This is a genomic window from Methylomonas sp. 11b (assembly GCF_000515215.1).
In the GTDB taxonomy this organism is placed as follows: domain Bacteria; phylum Pseudomonadota; class Gammaproteobacteria; order Methylococcales; family Methylomonadaceae; genus Methylomonas.
The window spans coordinates 1,046,100-1,064,081 of the sequence record NZ_KI911557.1; the positions used below are offsets into that span (position 1 = coordinate 1,046,100).

At 51.4% G+C, this 17,982-nt stretch carries 15 protein-coding genes; 5 read left to right on the forward strand and 10 right to left on the reverse strand.

Annotated elements, in window-relative coordinates; translation table 11 throughout:
• Nucleotides 1-83: 83 nt before the first annotated feature.
• The 8 genes from METH11B_RS0104845 to ilvA all read right to left on the reverse strand — a co-directional run bounded on the left by METH11B_RS0104845 (nt 84) and on the right by ilvA (nt 9,978).
• Nucleotides 84-1,202 carry a type II secretion system protein gene (locus METH11B_RS0104845; RefSeq protein ID WP_026601054.1) on the reverse strand — a complete coding sequence of 373 codons (1,119 nt, stop codon included), beginning with the start codon at nt 1,200-1,202 and terminating at the stop codon, nt 84-86.
• A complete protein-coding gene (locus METH11B_RS27625; protein WP_081733753.1) occupies nt 1,199-1,903 on the reverse strand; it encodes a type II secretion system protein in 705 nt (234 codons plus the stop codon). Before METH11B_RS27625 ends, METH11B_RS0104845 begins: the two co-directional genes overlap by 4 nt.
• A 128-nt stretch (nt 1,904-2,031) precedes the next feature.
• Nucleotides 2,032-3,780, reverse strand: coding sequence for a PglL family O-oligosaccharyltransferase (locus tag METH11B_RS0104855; RefSeq protein ID WP_197026929.1), 1,749 nt, complete (start codon nt 3,778-3,780; stop codon nt 2,032-2,034).
• 214 nt (nt 3,781-3,994) lie between these two features.
• Nucleotides 3,995-4,960 (reverse strand): type II secretion system protein, encoded by a 966-nt coding sequence (locus tag METH11B_RS0104860; RefSeq protein ID WP_026601057.1) that lies wholly within the window; start codon nt 4,958-4,960, stop codon nt 3,995-3,997.
• A 291-nt stretch (nt 4,961-5,251) separates the two neighbouring features.
• Nucleotides 5,252-5,455, reverse strand: coding sequence for a hypothetical protein (locus METH11B_RS0104865; RefSeq protein WP_026601058.1), 204 nt, complete (start codon nt 5,453-5,455; stop codon nt 5,252-5,254).
• Between the two features lie 34 nt (nt 5,456-5,489).
• Nucleotides 5,490-5,969, reverse strand: coding sequence for a tetratricopeptide repeat protein (locus METH11B_RS0104870; protein WP_155931080.1), 480 nt, complete (start codon nt 5,967-5,969; stop codon nt 5,490-5,492).
• Nucleotides 5,966-7,837, reverse strand: coding sequence for a type II secretion system protein GspD (locus tag METH11B_RS0104875; RefSeq protein ID WP_155931081.1), 1,872 nt, complete (start codon nt 7,835-7,837; stop codon nt 5,966-5,968). Before METH11B_RS0104875 ends, METH11B_RS0104870 begins: the two co-directional genes overlap by 4 nt.
• A gap of 602 nt (nt 7,838-8,439) precedes the next feature.
• Nucleotides 8,440-9,978 carry a threonine ammonia-lyase, biosynthetic gene (gene ilvA / locus METH11B_RS0104885; protein ID WP_026601061.1) on the reverse strand — a complete coding sequence of 513 codons (1,539 nt, stop codon included), beginning with the start codon at nt 9,976-9,978 and terminating at the stop codon, nt 8,440-8,442.
• A gap of 190 nt (nt 9,979-10,168) precedes the next feature.
• Here ilvA and rpiA point away from each other — a divergent pair, with 190 nt between their 5' ends.
• The 5 genes from rpiA (at nt 10,169) to METH11B_RS0104910 (ending at nt 15,631) form a co-directional block, all read left to right on the forward strand.
• Entirely contained in the window at nt 10,169-10,846 is a 678-nt protein-coding gene (rpiA, locus tag METH11B_RS0104890; protein ID WP_020481506.1) for a ribose-5-phosphate isomerase RpiA, read from the forward strand.
• A 197-nt stretch (nt 10,847-11,043) separates the two neighbouring features.
• Nucleotides 11,044-12,717 (forward strand): formate--tetrahydrofolate ligase, encoded by a 1,674-nt coding sequence (locus tag METH11B_RS0104895; protein ID WP_026601062.1) that lies wholly within the window; start codon nt 11,044-11,046, stop codon nt 12,715-12,717.
• Nucleotides 12,718-12,857: 140 nt separating this feature from the next.
• Nucleotides 12,858-14,735 carry a methyl-accepting chemotaxis protein gene (locus METH11B_RS27630; RefSeq protein ID WP_026601063.1) on the forward strand — a complete coding sequence of 626 codons (1,878 nt, stop codon included), beginning with the start codon at nt 12,858-12,860 and terminating at the stop codon, nt 14,733-14,735.
• A 25-nt stretch (nt 14,736-14,760) separates the two neighbouring features.
• Nucleotides 14,761-15,174, forward strand: a complete 414-nt coding sequence (locus tag METH11B_RS27635) for a bacteriohemerythrin (protein WP_026601064.1) — start codon at nt 14,761-14,763, stop codon at nt 15,172-15,174.
• A gap of 37 nt (nt 15,175-15,211) precedes the next feature.
• Nucleotides 15,212-15,631 carry a bacteriohemerythrin gene (locus METH11B_RS0104910; protein ID WP_026601065.1) on the forward strand — a complete coding sequence of 140 codons (420 nt, stop codon included), beginning with the start codon at nt 15,212-15,214 and terminating at the stop codon, nt 15,629-15,631.
• Between the two features lie 41 nt (nt 15,632-15,672).
• Here METH11B_RS0104910 and METH11B_RS0104915 read toward each other — a convergent pair whose 3' ends face one another.
• Both METH11B_RS0104915 and METH11B_RS28355 read right to left on the reverse strand, forming a co-directional pair.
• Nucleotides 15,673-16,218: a chemotaxis protein CheW gene (locus METH11B_RS0104915; protein WP_026601066.1), complete on the reverse strand. Its 546-nt coding sequence runs from the start codon at nt 16,216-16,218 to the stop codon at nt 15,673-15,675.
• A 17-nt stretch (nt 16,219-16,235) separates the two neighbouring features.
• Nucleotides 16,236-17,876, reverse strand: a complete 1,641-nt coding sequence (locus tag METH11B_RS28355) for a methyl-accepting chemotaxis protein (protein WP_026601067.1) — start codon at nt 17,874-17,876, stop codon at nt 16,236-16,238.
• Between the last annotated feature and the right edge of the window lie 106 nt (nt 17,877-17,982).

Sequence of the window (17,982 nt, forward strand, 5' to 3'; positions counted from 1 at the left end):
GAGAAGGAGCTTTTTCCTTGGCTTAATGGCAGCGAAGAGCCACAGTGGGAAAGCATCGTGAGAACGATTCGGACAAAGTGGACTCATGGAATGATCCAATTCAGCGCCAAATTCAATGTCTGGCGAGGTAAGACGCTGAAACTGCGAATGTTGGTGATATCTGGCTTCGGGTTAGGATTGGGTGCGCCTTTATCGCAATCGCCGTCGAAAATCACAAAATCGTCTGGGTCCGCAGGCGGAGCTTCGTAACAAACAATCGAATATGCGCGGATGCCGATGGCAATAGTTGGAGTAGTATCGAGAATGAAATTGACTGATTTCCTACTGTTAGCTAAAACTGGCTCTGTAGGTCTTAAAGCAAGTAGTTCAGCAGTACCGTCGTCACCTTTAATGGCACTTGTCAGATCAGACAAGTAGACCAGGAGTTGAAGATTTAGGTTGCTAGCACCCACCGCAGGTATAGGATTACCGCTTTGATTCTCAAACGTCACACTCACTGCCGCCGGCAGTTGCACTTGCCAATCGGCGCTGACAATCAACTGCGGTGCTGCCACGTCATCGGTTGCCACCGTCAAATCCATGCCCTCACTGCTTAAACTGCTTGTCGTTCCGTTTACGCTGTAATCCCATCCTGAATTCAGCGCATCATTAGCCGCGTTCGCGCTTTCGTTACCGTAGCCATCTCTAAAACGTAGCCCGCCTCCGGATTCCGGAAGAACCTGTAAATACGGCCCACGCCAGCCGATGCCGACACCGGTATCCGAATCCAGATTCCACTCGCTAACGATGACGGTGTCGTCGCACGGCGATTCGAAAGTTTTCGGAACGGTGACAGGAAGCACCTCATCACCCAAAGTCAATAACTCCGCCAAACACAAGGGCAAGCGCCCCATATCCGCCACAAAGCCGCTAAGCTCCGGGGCGCCGTTCACTGTGCGGGCCGGATCGCCGACGATGGCTTTGCGGATTAACTCCATGCGGCGCTTGGTTTCATCGTATTTGGCTTGATCTTCCACACCCTCGGTCAACATCAATCCGGTGGACGCCACCAGCGCCATCAAAAAAATCACCAGCAGCATTTCCAGCAGGGTAAAGCCGCGCAGGGATCTTCGACGTGTCGAACTCGTAGCATGTAGGCTGGATAAGCGGAGCGTGATAGCCGGCGCTTTGGCGTTTTTGGCGATTTCGATCAATAAGTTCATCTCAACAAACACAAGACGGTATCGTCGCCACTGCCGGCGATCTGGCAGGAACCGGGCGTTGGGTTATTGTCGGTTTTATCCGGGCCAATGCTGACCAGACGGGCTTTCACCGGATCATCCAAATCCAGCAGCAGATAGGTGGCGTGATAAGCATCGGTGATCACCCACAAATTATCGACTCCCGCATAACTCATCAGACCGCTTTTACGTTGCAAATACGGGCCGTTCCAACCACGGTGCGTGTCCGGATTCCAGCCGTTGCCCAAGGGATCGGCAAACAACATCCAGAAATTGGCCGGGGATTCGCACCAAGCCAGTTTTGCAGCGTCGGTGTTGCCCGCTTCGGCGGGTAGATTGAGCAAATCCGGGTTGATTTTGCCGGGGTTTGCCGGGTCCTCGCAGACGTAAACACCCTGCCCCGGCAAATCGTTACTGCCGCTATCGCGCCGAAACTGCAACAAAGCGTTACGGATTTCCGCCATTTCAAAGCGCGTGGCGTCTTGGCGGCCTTGATCCTGCACGCCTTCATAAGCCAGCAACGCCGTGCCGGCCAGCACCGCTATCAGCGCAATGACTACCAATAATTCCAGCAGCGTAAAGCCGGCTTGCGGCCGTATTTTTATGGACTTGGAACGCACGGTAACGTCGCTTGCCGCGACAGGCTGCAACATCCTGGAAAGAACAAACAATAAACACCTCATTTACTTGCTTGTGAAAATTAAAAACCTGGCCATACCTCGTTCCAACGCTCCAGCGTTGGAACACACACAATAAGCAGCCCTGCGTCCAGATTCCCCCACGGAGACCTTGAGAAACAGATTAACGCGATTCAATTTATGAATTCGGCGTGACCTTGATTCTGCAAGCTGGCTTGCACCCCAGGCGCCAGCATTTGCCGAAGCAACTCCACTTTTTGCCGGTCCGCCGGATTTAGCCGTTCCAATTCAGTTCGAAAACTTGCAATCGATTTTGGATAAGCTGCCATCGCCAATCTTAGGGTGACAATGGCTTCCGACTCATTGCCGTTTAGTGCTTGCATTAAGGCTTCACGATAAGCCAATTTATCAACAGGCCAGAACTTGTATGCCTCTGTGGTCAGAGTGGCTAATTCGGCTCGCAGGGGATTTTCGACAGCATTTGCCGCCAGAGTAAAGATCACAGGCACGTAAGGGAGTAACAGACGCGTATTTTCCGGTATATCGCGACACTCGCTTATCAGCTTGTCATAACGCTGTTGCGTGGGTTGCACGGTCGCAGCCAACAATGCCAGCTCCATACGTGTGTATTGCCGCTCATAGCGCACAGCGGTTACTAGGCTGACTACCAAAATTCCAGAAATGACAAACCAAGTGGCTTTTGGTATTGGCACAATCCAAGATCGCGTTTCGCCCAAAGCCAAGAACATAGAAGCAATACCTAAAAACTCGGTGTACCACAAGGGATATTCCAGCATACTGTGTATGCCCACTACCGCAATCGACATCAACAACCAGGCTCGTAAAGGTGACGACTCGGAGACCGAGCTGCCTTTCAAATAGTCATGGTTTGTTTCGGAGACATTATCGGTTGCCCTGTTGCCTTGAAGACTCACCAAGGGTTTCAGCCACCTGATTATGCAGACAGTCAAAATTAATGTCGGCAAAAGGCCCAATTCCGCTAAAAAATGCAAAATGAGATTGTGAGCGTGTTCTATGCGGCTGCTCAATTCTGGAATGTGTTGACCATGCTGAAAGTAAGCCCAGTCAAACTGACCGAAACCGTTACCCAGCAGGGGATTTTGCATAAACAGTTGCCATGCTACGGCCCAAATGTGCAAGCGTAAGGGCGCTCCGCCGATTTCTTGCACAAACCTCTCGATAGCTGACTGATGTTGAGGCAAGAAATCGAGCCCCCAAAGCCCCAGCAGAGCCAAATAGCCCATAAACCCTATAAGCAGGTCTCGCAACCAAGCTCTTTGGTAAAACCATGCAAGCAATAAAACCGCGCTCCAATAGAGCCAAACCCCACGTGAGGGAGTCAAACTCAAACCTAGTAAAATTGCGAAAGCCAAAATCCATAAGCAAGGGCGGCGGGTGCTTGCAATATTGTGGTGCCAGTAAAACAAGGCAACCACCCCCAACATTAATAAATCGCCATAATTATTCGCTTGCGCCATTCCTCCCCAATTGCCAAATTCACCGTGTAGACGCATATAAAACTCTCGGCTACCAGCCAACGCTGCGGCCAAAGTCAATCCAATCGCCATTCCGACACTAACGCGATATAAACCTAAGTGCCTTTTAAGTAGATTGACGACCATCAAGAGTATTGCAGCCCATAACAGATATAGCATTGCCATTTGCGCATGTTGGTCGACAACTTGAGGTAGCAAAGCATTCTGAAAACCAATGTAGGCCAGGAGAAACAACGGTAGGCCGATTACTTTCGGAATAGCAATGGGTTCGGCATTTATCAGCAAAGGAACTGCTGCTAGGCAAGCTACTAAGCCGGTAAACATGGCTAGCCATTCTGAATGAAATGAAAACACGGGTAGTAGTGTCCACGGCGCAAACAACGTGACAATCGGCAATAACGCCATTAGGAAAAGACTGCAATATGCCGCAACACGCTGATTGGCCTGTTTCATGAAAAAGTTGTATGGGGTGTTCAATCGGCAATTGTGCCGAGGTGGTTAAGTCGATTCAATGGCCTGGGAGCTTCTTTGATTCGCGGATTCCACTAGTCTCTTACTGAAAAAACTAGCGGAATAGACGAAAAAGGTTCCCACGGCGTACCGTGGGAACCAACGAGCATTAGTTAGCTTGCTTAGCGACGCTAAGAGCTTGGTCGATGACTCTTCCTTCTGGCGAAATTACACCAATCAGCTTGGCTTTAGCACGAATTTCGGCCGCTGTAATAGTGTTGGCAGTATTTGCAGCTGTACCGTCATCACTACCGATCAGGAACAGACCAATATAACGAGCATAGTTACGCGCGGGGTTAATATTAGCGCTGGTGAACGTCGGTGCCTGTGCAATCGCAACAGAGGACTCGGTGGTGCTGTGAGCTGCGTCATGACCAAAACCGAAAGCAGCTATCAGGTTACAACCATTGCCATTGCCAGCTTCGCCAAGTTCGTCGTTGATGATGCTTTGGAAAGCCTTTGCTTGAGCATCAGGGTAATTTTTGGCGTTGAGTGAGTCATCCCAGCTGCCTGCAGCACCACCAGCAATGTTGCAAGAAGTACCCATTGGCAGAATCGAGATATACCGTACGTCATTGGCAGCACTGGCGTCAGAATCTTTTACCTCATACTGAGGTGCTTGAGTACCGTTGGCGCCTTCGTTATGTGCTAGGTTGGGTGGTACAGTGGCTGACAGCGTACCGTTTGCATACTGCAACTCTTCAATACCCACATCGTCCAAAGCAGCACGAATTTCAGTGCTCGGAGTCACGCCCGAAAGATCCAATCCAACGATAATATTTTGTGTTTCTGTGGCAATGTTTGCCGAAGCGGGGGAAGCTGCGGAGGTGTCTAGAACCAATGAATCCCATTGATCAGGATAACTACCGGTCACTGCACGGAAATTGCGAATTGCGCCGTCCAGCGTAGTTACATTATTGGACTCCGCCGAAGCCTCAGCATTTTCGCCAATCCCTTCATACGCCACCAACGCCGCAGTCGCTAAGGTAGCGATCAGGGTGATAACGACCAACAGTTCCAGCAAGGTGAAACCCGCTTGTCTGTGTTGTAGTTTTTTTAGTTGTTTAGCTTTCATACTGTTTTTCTCAAATGTAAATGCCGCAACTGCCTCACGCAGCCTGTTGGTCATCTTATTTTTTTGGTTTTTTGATGTGACCCCATCACACTCGTTTAGTTATGCGCGTCCGTGCGCGGATTAGTCCTGAATTCTTTGTCTTCCTCGTCCTCACTGGGCAGAAAAAGATGGGGGATTATTTAGAAAATCTCCCCTGGCGCCCCTCTTTGCCAAAGAGGGGAATTAATAAGGCTAAAGCGGCCTTATTCCCACTCTCCCGCACTTTCACACGGACCGTGCCAACCGCAAGTATCAGGCTTGGCCCGGTAAGCCGCTGTCCACCACAAAGCGGTATTGTTTACCGCAGTGCAAAATCACTTCTTTTTGCCGACGTTTGAGGATTTTTACCTCGACCCGAATTTCGCCAAAGCCGTCGTGCTCTAATACTTCATCGAGCAATTCCATCAGCTTGCTTTTGACGGGTTCGGCTTGCGTGTCGTGAAGGTTGTTCGTCATTTATTTGTCTCCTTGTTCAATTCAAGCGAGGTGTTCATTGCGCCGGCAAGGCCAGTTTGTAGCCACTGTGGCGGGCCTGATTCAGCCAGTAGTCGGCTTTTTCCTGTTGTTCCAGATTGGGACTGGTGGCGTGAACCCGGTACAGCATGTATTGCGCATGCGCATGGCCCTGGCGGGCGGCGGCTTCGAACCAGCGGGCCGCCAGAGTCATGTCTTGCGGGCCGCCCAGTCCCAGGTAATACAGTTCGCCCAACAGGGCCTGACTGTTGGCGTCGCCCGAGTCGGCGGCGCGATGGCACCAATCGAAAGCTTGGGCAAAATTGATCTTGCGCAACTTGTCGCCGTAGCGGTAGGCGTAACAGTTTTCGGTAGCAATATCGGCCGGCGTATCCAGGCCCATATGGTTCGGCTGGCAAGCGGAACAGAGTATTGCGGCCAGCGCCAGACTGCCGACTCTGCTTACCGAGCCCTTGTGGGGGAATGCGCGGAGTGTATTAAAAATGTTGCGGCTCACTGGTCCGACTCCCTCAGGCGCGGCGGCGCGCAAAACTCGCCGCACACCGGTTCGTCGGGATTTTCCGGTTTGGGCACCGGCTTGGCCTGCATGGCGGTATCCGGTGCGTAGCGGTGGTATTTGTCTGTGGGATCGTATTCTTGGTGGCTGTCGTTGCCTTGGTTCAGCACATAGGGGGTAATCAACAGCACCATTTCCGATTTGCTGTCGGCGTCGACGGTCTGTCTAAATACCTGGCCGAGCACCGGAATATCGGCCAAATAAGGCACTTTGCGGCGGTTGCGGGAAAAGCTGTCGCGAATCAAACCACCCACAGCGACGGTGTAGCCGTGCCGAGCGAAGATTTCGCCTTCCATACGGGCGGTGGTAATGGTGTCCACCGGTAAATCCACGACTTCACCGCTGGTGTTATTGGTCACTGGAATCGAGGCCGCGCCTTCGTTAAGGGTAGAGTTTTCTTGTCTAAGCTGAATGTGAATAGTGCCATCGGCGTTGATGTGCGGGGTGACTTCCAGGGTAGTGCCAATTTCTTCCAGCTCGGTTTCCGGGGTGGTGATGGTGCGGGTGGTGTTGAGGTTATCGATATTGTCGATGGAATAACCGCGCACCATGATGCGTTCCTCGCCGACGAACAGGTTGGCCGGGCGATGATTGGAGGCCACCAGCATGGGGTTGGAAACCACGTTGACGCGATTGTTCTTTTCCAGAAATTCGATATTGGCCTTGATTTTGTCGCTGAGAAATTCGTAAACAAAGCTGCCGCCGCCGGTCATGGCGGCCGCGCCGCCCATGATCAAGGGGTTGAGGCTGTCACCTTGAATCTTGGTATTTTTGATCTCGAAGTTGAACAGGGAACTAAAATCTTCGCCAACCTTGACGTCAATGATCTTCATTTCCAGCATCACCTGGTTTTGCGGCTTGTCGAGTTGTTCGACCAGACTGGAAATGGATTTGAGAATTGCATTGTCGCTGGTCTTGACGATCAACTGGTTATGTTCGGCGTTGATAGTGACGAATATAATTTTATTGATGCCGGACACCTCGGACAGTTCGCCAGGATCGACGCGTTTGCCATCGGCACCAAGTTCTGCGAGTTGTTCGACGCTTAAATCCTTGGGTACTTCTTCACGGAAACCTTGTTGCAAGTTGCCGTAGCGACCACCGGCAGCGCCTTGACTTCCCATGCCGCCGGAAAAGCGGTTGTTACGCCCGCCATACATATTGCCAGCGCTGCTACCACCGAAACCGCCTTGAAAACCGCCGCCCATGCCGCCGCCAAAACCACCCATACCGCCACCAAAGCCGGTACTGCCCATGCCCCGGTTATTGCCGAAACCGCCGCCACGGCTGTTGCCGCCCCGTCCGTTCATACTGCCCATGCCGCCCATGCCGCTCAACATCATGGCGCTGCCGTACGATACGCGGACACGGTTGCCGTAAAGACTTTCAATAGCCATAGCCACCGCAATGACATTGGGGTTGCGCAACTGAAACACCCGCACATTGTCGTCTTGGCCCATCACCAGGTCTTTACCGTACTCTTCCTTGGTCATCAGCCTGAAGGTGCCGGCATCGCCGTCATCACGCCGATACCAAAGATCACTGATGCGGCAAATGGTGCGGATCGCGTCTTCCAGGGAGACCTTTTTTAGAAAAATCGTCACATTCTTTTTGCCGGCTTCCGGGGTAGCGACGATATTGACATTGGCATCCTCTGACAGAACCCGGATGATGTCGGAGACCTGGGAGTTTTTGAACTCCAGCTCCTGAATTTCGAAAGACTTAGCGGCAGCAAGCACGGTAAAGCCTGCCGACAGCAGCATGAGCATGCATAACACCTTGATGTGCCCTGGTTTGACGATTTTCAATTACACCCTCAGTAACTTGATAATTCATGTTTTGCACTTATCGAAAATCTTGCTGCGCCCGGACGCTTTAGTCCCAAGACGCTTGCCGTTTTCGTATCAGCAGGCTGTTTAAAACTTGAATATAAAGATGCTTCCGCCAAGTTGTAAAAACCGTCGATCAAGCTGTCCTTAGCCGAGCCCAAATCGCATGGATAAGTCGAAGCGTGCCCTCCATGGCTCTGGGCTACCCGCTCTTGTGCTCTGTGGGTATCCTGGCGGAAACGACGGTTTTTTGGGTCTGACAGAAGCATCTTTATATTCAAATCGCCATAGCACAAAATGGCGCGCATTGTATGTTGGCGATTTCCCAGTTGTCGTTAGGAGTAAATCCCGAATTGTTTGCCAATAATTCCGGGCGTTAAGGATTTTGGCGGAATAATGTGCCGAAGCGCTTAAGAACATTAAGCACCTGGTTTGTTGGTTTAAGGATTTAGTGGGAATAAACTCCGGCGATTCTGATTGCACCGAATAGCGAAGTTATGCTCCCCTCTTTGAAAAAGAGGGGCTGGGGGCATTTTTTAAATATATCCTAAGATTGGGAGGCTAAACCGGAGCGGAAAAGCTTAGCAACCGATGTCGGCAGATTCGCTGCCGCCAACGAACAGGCGGTAGGCTGGATTACCGGTCTCATCCCGATAGGCAAGTCCTAAAACCGACAAGCATTGTTCAAAACGCCGGCGTTGCTCGCCGTCGATCTGTAAACCTATCAAGACCTTGCCAAAGGCTGCGCCATGATTGCGGTAATGAAACAGACTGATATTCCACTGACTGCCCAGCGATAGCAAAAACTTCAGCAATGCGCCGGGACGCTCAGGAAACTGGATGCTGTAGACGCTTTCTTTTAATTCGAACGGCGCATGACCGCCGACCATATAGCGGATGTGATCCTTGGCCAGTTCGTTGCCGGTCATATCGGTAACCGGAAAACCGTCTTCGGCCAGTAGCTCGATCAGATGCTGCCGGTCGTTTTCCGCACCGCTGCTGCTGATACCGACAAACACTTGCGCCATGCGCGCATCGAAATAACGGTAATTGAATTCGGTGATACTGCGCTTGCCGATGACTTTGCAAAATCTTAAAAAACTACCCGGCACCTCCGGTATTTCCACCGCCAGCAGAATTTCTCTATGTTCGCCTACCAAGGTGCGCTCGGCAACATAACGCAAGCGGTCGAAATTGATATTGGCACCGCTGTCGATGGCAATCAGGGTGTGTTGTTGTAGATGCTGTTGTTCGGCGTATTTTTTCAAACCCGCCACCGCCAACGCGCCAGCCGGCTCGGCGACCGAGCGGGTGTCGTCGAAGATGTCCTTGATGGCCGCGCAAATCTCGTCGGTACTGACGGTGATTACCTGATCGACGTACTGCCGGGCGATGCGGAACGGTTCCTCGCCTATCTGCTTCACCGCCACGCCGTCGGCAAACAAACCGACTTGTTCCAATATCACACGCTGGCCGGCTTGTAGGGCTTGATTCAAGCAATCAGCATCGTCCGGCTCCACCGCGATGACTTTAATCTCGGGGCGGACAAATTTGACGTAGGCGGCGATACCGGCCACCAGACCGCCGCCGCCGACCGGGACGAATATCGCGTGAATATCGCCGTTGTGCTGGCGCAGGATTTCCATCCCGACTGTGCCCTGCCCAGCTATCACTTCCGGGTCGTCGTAAGGATGAATAAAAGTCATGCCTTTTTCGGCGACCAATTCCATCGCGTGGGCGTAAGCATCGTCGTAAGAATCGCCATGCAGCACAATTTTCGCACCGCGCGCCTTGACCGATTTGATCTTGATTTCCGGTGTGGTTTTCGGCATCACAATCAAGGCTTTGATCCCCAATTTTTTGGCTGCCAAGGCCACACCTTGGGCGTGATTGCCGGCCGACGCGGCGATGACACCGTGAGCAGTTTGTTCGAGCGGCAGGGAGGCGATTTTGTTATAAGCGCCGCGCAATTTAAAGGAGAACACCGGCTGTAAATCTTCGCGTTTTAGATAGACCTTGTTGTTGGTTTTCTCCGACAGCGTAGCGGCAAAATCCAGCGGGGTTTCCTCGGCAACGTCGTAGACTTTTGCCCGCAATATTTTTTCTATGTATGTCTGCATTATTGTCCTCGGCAACTGCTGGCGCAATTGCCGTCCATGCTTAAGTCCTGGGGCTGTTTAGGCGAAGCTGCCTGGAGCCGTGTCGGCGTAAAAACTGCTGAGAGATCAGCGTCAATCGGTTATTATCCCATACAATGACGGGTTAAACGCCGTGTCAGATTTATAAGAGCAATCCATCAGGACCATCACCATGACTCAAGACGAATTAAAAAAACAAGTCGCTCAGGCTGCCCTGCAATATTTGAAAAACGTGCCCATCATCGGCATGGGAACCGGCTCCACCGTCACACATTTAATCAATCTGTTGGCCGACTGCGATTTCAAAAGAGACATCGAAGGCGCGGTATCCAGCTCGGCGAAAACCACCGAACATTTGCAATCTATCGGCATTCGCGTCATCGACCTGAATCAATCCGGCGATCTGGATATTTATGTGGACGGCGCGGATGAAGTTACCCCACATAAAAAAATGTTGAAAGGCGGCGGCGGCGCATTGACCCGCGAGAAAATCATCGCCGGCGCCAGCAAAAAATTTGTCTGCATCGTCGACGAAAGCAAATGCGTGGATGTGATGGGCAAGTTTCCGTTACCGGTTGAAGTATTGCCCTTGTCGCGCAGCTTTGTAGCCCGCCAATTGGCAAAACTGGGCGGCCAACCCGAATTGCGCATGAACAAAGACACCGGCGTCAGCTATATCACCGACAACGCTTGCGAGATTCTGGATGTGCATAATTTGAGCATCCTGGATCCTGTCGAGCTGGAAAAAACCATCAACAATATCCCCGGCGTGATCACCAACGGTCTGTTTGCGATCCGTGCTGCGGATGTGGTGTTGGTGGGTAAAGGTAGCGAAGTGATTACTTACTAAACCGCTTATTGCGACAGGTTGTCCAGCGCGACGACCTTAATCGCCGAAAAGCCGGCAGAGCCCTACCCGTCTAGCCTTGCCGGCTTTTCTCCATTAAATTTCTGGCTGCCCAAGCCGTTGAACTCTACAATATCCGCCCATCGCAGCCGCCGGCTGCTCTGCTTTTGCAACATTTCTCAGAGTATTTAGGAACTACCATGTCTGACATTGAAATTGCCCAACAGGCAAGCATGCGCCCGATTATCGATCTGGCCGGCGAAAAATTCGGCATTCCCGCGGAACATTTGGACCCTTACGGTCATTACAAAGCCAAAATTTCCCTGGAATATGTCAACAGCCTGACCGATAAAACCGACGGCAAACTGATTTTAGTCACTGCGATTAGCCCCACCCCGGCCGGCGAGGGCAAAACCACCACCACGGTAGGTTTAGGTGACGCGCTGAACCGCATCGGCAAGAAAACCATTATCTGCCTGCGCGAACCGTCGCTTGGCCCCTGCTTTGGTGTAAAAGGCGGCGCGGCCGGCGGCGGTTATGCGCAAGTGGTGCCGATGGAAGACATCAATCTGCATTTTACCGGCGACTTTCACGCCATCGGCGTGGCGCACAATTTATTGTCGGCATTGATCGACAACCATATCAATCACGGCAACAAACTGGACATCGACCCGCGCCGCATTCAATGGAAGCGCGTGATCGACATGAACGACCGGGCGTTGCGCAAAATCACCATCGGCCAGGGCGGACCCGCTAATGGCTATTTGCGCGAAGACGGCTTCGACATTGTGGTCGCTTCGGAAGTTATGGCGATTCTGTGCTTGGCCACCAGCCGTGCCGACTTAAAAGAACGTTTGGGTCGCATCGTCATAGGCTACAAATCCGATAAAGTCACGCCGGTTTACGCCAGCGATCTGAAAGCTCATGGCGCGATGGCGGCCATATTAAAAGATGCGATCAAACCTAACCTGGTGCAAACGCTGGAAAACAATCTGGCGATTATTCATGGTGGCCCGTTTGCCAACATCGCTCACGGCTGTAATACCGTCACCGCTACCAAAACGGCGTTGAAGCTGGCCGACTATGCGGTGACCGAAGCCGGTTTTGGTGCCGATTTGGGCGCGGAAAAATTTCTGGACATCAAATGCCGCATGTCCGGCTTAAAGCCCTCGGCAGTGGTATTGGTCGCGACGGTGCGGGCATTGAAATTCCACGGCGGCGTAGCCAAAGACGACTTGAACCAGGAAAATCTGGCAGCATTGGAGCAAGGTTTTGCCAATCTGGAGCGCCATCTGCATAACATCACAACGCATTACGGGCTGCCCTGTGTCGTCAGCATCAATCATTTTACCTTCGACACCGATGCCGAAATCGCTTTGTTGCAGCAAAAATGCGAAGCCTTGGGCGTGAAATGCGTAGTCGCCAAACACTGGGCGTACGGTGGCGCCGGCGCGGAACAGCTGGCTCAAGAGATACTGAACATCGTCGATCACCGCGAGCCCGGCTTTAATTTCGTTTACGACAGCGAAATGCCGCTATGGAATAAAATCGAAGCCATCGCCACCAAGCTGTACGGCGCGGCAAGAATCAGCGCCAGCCCGAAAATCATTGCCGAGCTGAAGGCGCTGCAAGCCAACTACGGCCATTTCCCGGTCTGCATGGCCAAAACCCAAATGTCATTTTCCACCAACCCCAACGCCAAGGGCGCACCGACCGACCACGTTGTGGAAATCAATGAAGTGCGCCTGGCCAACGGCGCCGGCTTCATCGTAGCAATTGCCGGCGACATGATGACCATGCCGGGCTTACCGAAAGTACCGGCGGCAGAGCGTATCGATATTAGCGACGAAGGCGTCATCAGCGGTTTGTTCTAAATCTAAATATAGAAAGGCGAACGGAGTCGATTCGGCGAGTTTTTTTGAACGCAATCGGCCCGTTTCCCTCGACCTTGCACGTAGCAGGTATAAGCACCCTGGACTATGCTTGAGCATATAAATAGTCGCCGGGAGTGGACATGCTTGACCTGAAAACCGTTAAATTCAGCCACAAAATAGCGGCCCTATCGCTGATACCGTTGGCGGGCTTACTGCTAATGTCCTCCTTCGTGGTCTACACCCATATTGTGGAGATGCAGTCAGCGGGAAAGATTATCTCTTTAGCCGACTTTTCCGTGTACGCCAGCGATCTGGTACATGAATTACAAAAAGAACGCGGTTTGTCGGTGGGGCATTTGGGTAGCGGCGGCCAGAAATTCAAAGCAGAACTCGAGCAACAACGCTTAGCCACCGACGAAAAGCTGAAACAACTGAATGCGTTTCTCAAAACATTCGACACCCAAGCCGCCGCAACCAATCTGAAGGCGGGTTTGGCGGCGGCAGGCAGGCAAATCAACCAACTCGACGAGACTCGCCAGTCAGTCACTGCTTTACGCGCCAGCGGCGAAGCCACCATCAATTACTATTCCAATCTGAATGCCGCTTATCTGGCCATCATCGCCCAATTGCCGCAGTTGAGCACCAATGTGCACATCAATCACAAACTGGATGCCTACGCCAATTTCCTGAAAGGCAAGGAACAAGCAGGCGTGGAGCGGGCCGTGTTGGCCAACACTTTTGCCAAGGATGCTTTTGGGCCTGGCATGTATGAAAAACTGGTGACTCTGATCGCTTTTCAGAATACTTATCTGGATATTTTTGCCTCGGTAGCCCCCCAACCGTACCTGGATTTTTTACAACACACGCTGCGCGGACAGTTCATTGACGAAACTGCGGCCATGCGCAGCAAGGCGCTCAGCCATGCCGACAAGGGCGGTTTTGGGGTGGACCCGGCCCACTGGTTTGCGATGCAAACCGGCAAGATCAATCTATTGAAAGAAGTGGAAAACTATATCGCCAAGGACACCATAGACTCGTCTAAGGCGATTGAAAGCAGCGCCATTCGCCGTTTGTTGTTCAACGGCGTGTTTATTGTTGTGGTAGCAGGTTTGTCTTTTTCGCTATTTTGGATACTGCGCAAGGACATAGCCGCTCAGTTGGGCGGGGAACCGTGGCAGGTCAATAATCTGGCAGTCAATATCGCTGCCGGCAAACTGGAGCGACGGGGCATGCCACAAGCGGCGCAACATGTCGGCATTTTTGCCGCAATGCTGACCATGCAAAAACGTCTGGCCGATGTAATCGGCACCATCGGCAGCTGTTCGGCGCAAATCGCTCAAGCCTCTACTGAAGTCAATAATGCCGCGCAAACACTCAGTCAAACCAGCTGCGAACAAGCGGCCAGTATCGAACAAACCAGCGCCGCACTGGAACAATTGACCGGGTCGGTGGAACACAACCACGAGAATGCGCAAACCACGGAAAAAATAGCGCTTACGGCTGCCGAATCGGCGCAAAGCGGTGAACAAGCAATCAGAGACACCGTGGTGGCGATGAACAAAATCGCCGAAAAAATCGGCTTAATCGAAGCGATTGCCTACCAAACCAACTTGCTGTCATTAAACGCTTCGATCGTCGCCGCCAAAGCGGGCGAACACGGCGCCGGTTTCTCGGTGGTAGCGACCGAGGTGCGAAAGTTGGCGACCCGCAGCCAGGATACCGCCAACGAAATCGGCGAACTAGCCAATACCGGCCTGGACATCGCTCAAAACGCCGGCCGTATCTTCAGCCAAATGCTGCCCAGCATTCAAAAAACCGCTACGCTTGTACAGGAAATAGCTACCGCATCCGACGAACAGGCTGCCGGCGTCCGGCAAATCAGTCAAGCGGTAGGACAGTTGGACACGGCGATTCAGCATAACGCGGCAGCTTCAGAGCAATTGGCCGCCACCGCGGAAGAGTTAAACGATCAAAGCCAAACGCTAATGCGGGAAGTCGGCTTTTTTAAGACGCAATAACACGAAAAGATATTACGGTAACTACATGAACCAATTCGTTTGGGAAAATCATTATCTGCTCGGAAACGAAAAGGTTGATCAACAACACAAAGAATTATTCCGTCTGGCAAACCGACTGCTAGCTTCGAAGGATATTCACGCGCTAACCGAGAACATCATGTTGCTGTACCACCATGTCAGGGAACATTTTCAAGCTGAAGAAGTCTTCATGAAGCAAAACGGTTATCCGGAATATCAACATCATGTGCAAACGCATAATCTGATGCTGGAAAAATTGGTGGAGTTTAGTAATGACATCAACCAGCAACAACAACTGGAGGCACTTGATGTGCCGGGCTTCATGCACGACTGGATTGCTCATATAGTGGCGGAAGACGCAGCGATTAATGCCTACTTCGCCAGCCAACAGGAGCAGAAATCCGGCAAGTCACTATATTGAACCAAAGAGTTCATTTAAATAACGAAGGGAGCCAATTATGAGCGAGTTTATCTGGCTAGATGACTACAAGATCGGCCACGCAACCGTGGACGCCCAACACCAGCACCTGTTCGAACTGGCCAACAAAATTGTTGAAGCCGGTAGCAGCGAGGCATTGACGCATTTGTTCATGCTGTTTTATCAGCATGTTCGTGAGCATTTCGAAGCGGAAGAACAGCTAATGAAACAATGCCGATACCCGGGTTATGTTCAACATATATCCGCTCATAATCAGATGCTGGAAAAGCTGAACGAAATTTCCGAAACAATTTTCGATAGACATTGGCAACCGGCTGCTATCAAAGCATTCGTCACCCGGTGGGTGTTGGTACACATACGAGAAGAGGATAGGCTAATGGGAGAATATATGCATACTCTCCCCGAGTATCGTTCGGACACGTGTCTTACAACCGAATGATGATACTAATACCTTTTGTTCGGTTAATCGACTTACTTTACTTAGTCAGCCACAGTGGCCAGCCGCTCCTGGGAGTGAGCCAAATCTCCAAGTAGCGACAATTCGTCAAGTGATAGAACGCGATTCATCGCCAACAGAATAACAAACACGTCGTCGACACGTGCCATAGCCTGAATAAAGTCGGTACGAATATCAGTACCAAAATCAGGAGCCGGCTGAATGTTGGCGGGCGGGATCTCTAAAATCTCCCTGACTTCGTCCACCAACATCCCGATCAATTGCGAACCATCATTCGTTTCAACCGCCACCAAGACGATGCAACTGCGCTTACTGACTTCAGTGCAACGCCGGCTTAAACGTGCCGATAAATCGATAACCGGTACCACACTGCCGCGCAAATTGATCACTCCGTGAATATAGTCCGGCGTCAACGGTACCCGCGTCACGTTGGCAATCTCAATAATTTCCTTCACATCCAGAATACTGACTGCAAAACTTTCTGTCCCCACTAAAAAAGTCAGGTATTGGCCTACCTGCTCCTGAACCGCCACTGCCTGGCCGGTTTCTCTCCGAATCAGATTACTCATGGTCTGTTCTCCAGAGATTAAAAACGCTCAAAGTCTTTGTCGTTAAAATTAATCGACCCATCCGCTAAAGCCGGAGCCGCAGGCTTAGCAGCATAGCTGGGACTTACCGGACCTCTATTTGGGCGAGGTGCAGGCGGAGTCGATCTGTAATTTTGCGCTCTGTTGTCCTCCTCCAATTTAAAGAAGGCCACGGCGTGCTGCAGTTGGGTCGCTTGGCCATTTAATTCTTCTGAGGTCGCTGCTAATTCTTCTGAACTGGCGGCGTTTTGCTGGGTAGCCTTATCCAATTGGCGCATGGCTTCGTTGATCTGATTGATGCCACTGGATTGTTCGATCGACGCGGCATTAATTTCTTGAACCAAATCGGCGGTTTTAGCGATATTAGGCACCACTGCGCTGATCAAACCACCGGCTTTCTCAGCTATCGCCACGCTATTAGTGGCCAATTCATTGATCTCTTCGGCGGTGACCCGACTACTTTCCGCCAACTTACGCACTTCTGCCGCTACCACCGCAAAACCTTTTCCGTGCTCACCGGCGGACGCGGCCTCGATGGCGGCGTTTAACGATAGCAGGTTTGTTTTGTAAGCAATGTCTTCGATTAAACCAATTTTTTTGGCGATGTGTTTCATGGCCGTTACCGTTTCGTTTACGGCATTACCGCCATCGCGGGCTTCGCTGGCAGATTTGGTGGCCATTTGTTCCGTGATATGCGCGTTTTCGGTATTTTGTTGTACCGACGAATTAAGTTGTTCAATCGACGAAGTCGTTTCTTCCACGCTTGCCGCTTGCTCGGTGGCCATTTGACTCATCGATTGCGCCGTGGCACTAACTTGCTGCGATGCGCTCAACAAGGCCTCTGAATTGGAACGCACTTCCTGCACCACTCTGACCAAATGTCCGCGCATGTCTTTCAGGGCATTGGCAACCACACCGATCTCGTCTTCACGGTTAATGTTAATCGCAGTACTAAACTCGCCTTGCGCCAATGCGTCCACTACCCTTTGCAGTTCATTCAAAGGCAAAATAATGCCGCGCGTAATCACCCAGCCCAGTATGCCGGTGAATATCAAGATCGTTGCACTGATTACATTCACCATAAAGGTTGCGCTTTCTTTTTCAGCCGCGGCTTCATCAGCTGACTTTTTGCCGACTTCAATCACGTATTCTTGGAACTTATCTATATTGGTGTTGAACGCCTCAGCAATGGGCGCGCCGGCTACCAGTGCTGCGCGACTATCGGTATCGTTATTTTTTCGAGAGACTTCGATGATTTTATCGATAGACAACGCATATTCCTTATAGGTTTTTGTCATCTCCTCCAACAGTTTGCGATCTTTTTCGTCATCAACCGTTTTCTCTATGGCAGCAAACGCCTTTTCAATGCCATCCTGCGCATCTTTAACCGTTGCCTCGACTTTTGCCTTTTCGGCGATATCCTCGGTCAATACATGCCGATAGACCCGCACCCGTAAGCGTCCAAGTCGCTGGCCGGCATCACCCAGTGCCGCTAGAGCCGGCACAGTATTTAAGTTCGCAAAATTCGTCTTCTCATAGACACTCGTCATGCTGCGTTGACCTATCCACGCCACAGCCGCCAAACCAATAATGGCCACCACGACCAGTAAAATCATTTTTCTTACCACGGTCATTTTCATTTTCTTATTCCTTATAAATTAAAGCCGGAACAGAGTGCCTTCAAGTAACGGGGAATTCTCCCGACAAAAGTGCAGCCTTTCACTGGCAAAAATAGAATCTACGGTC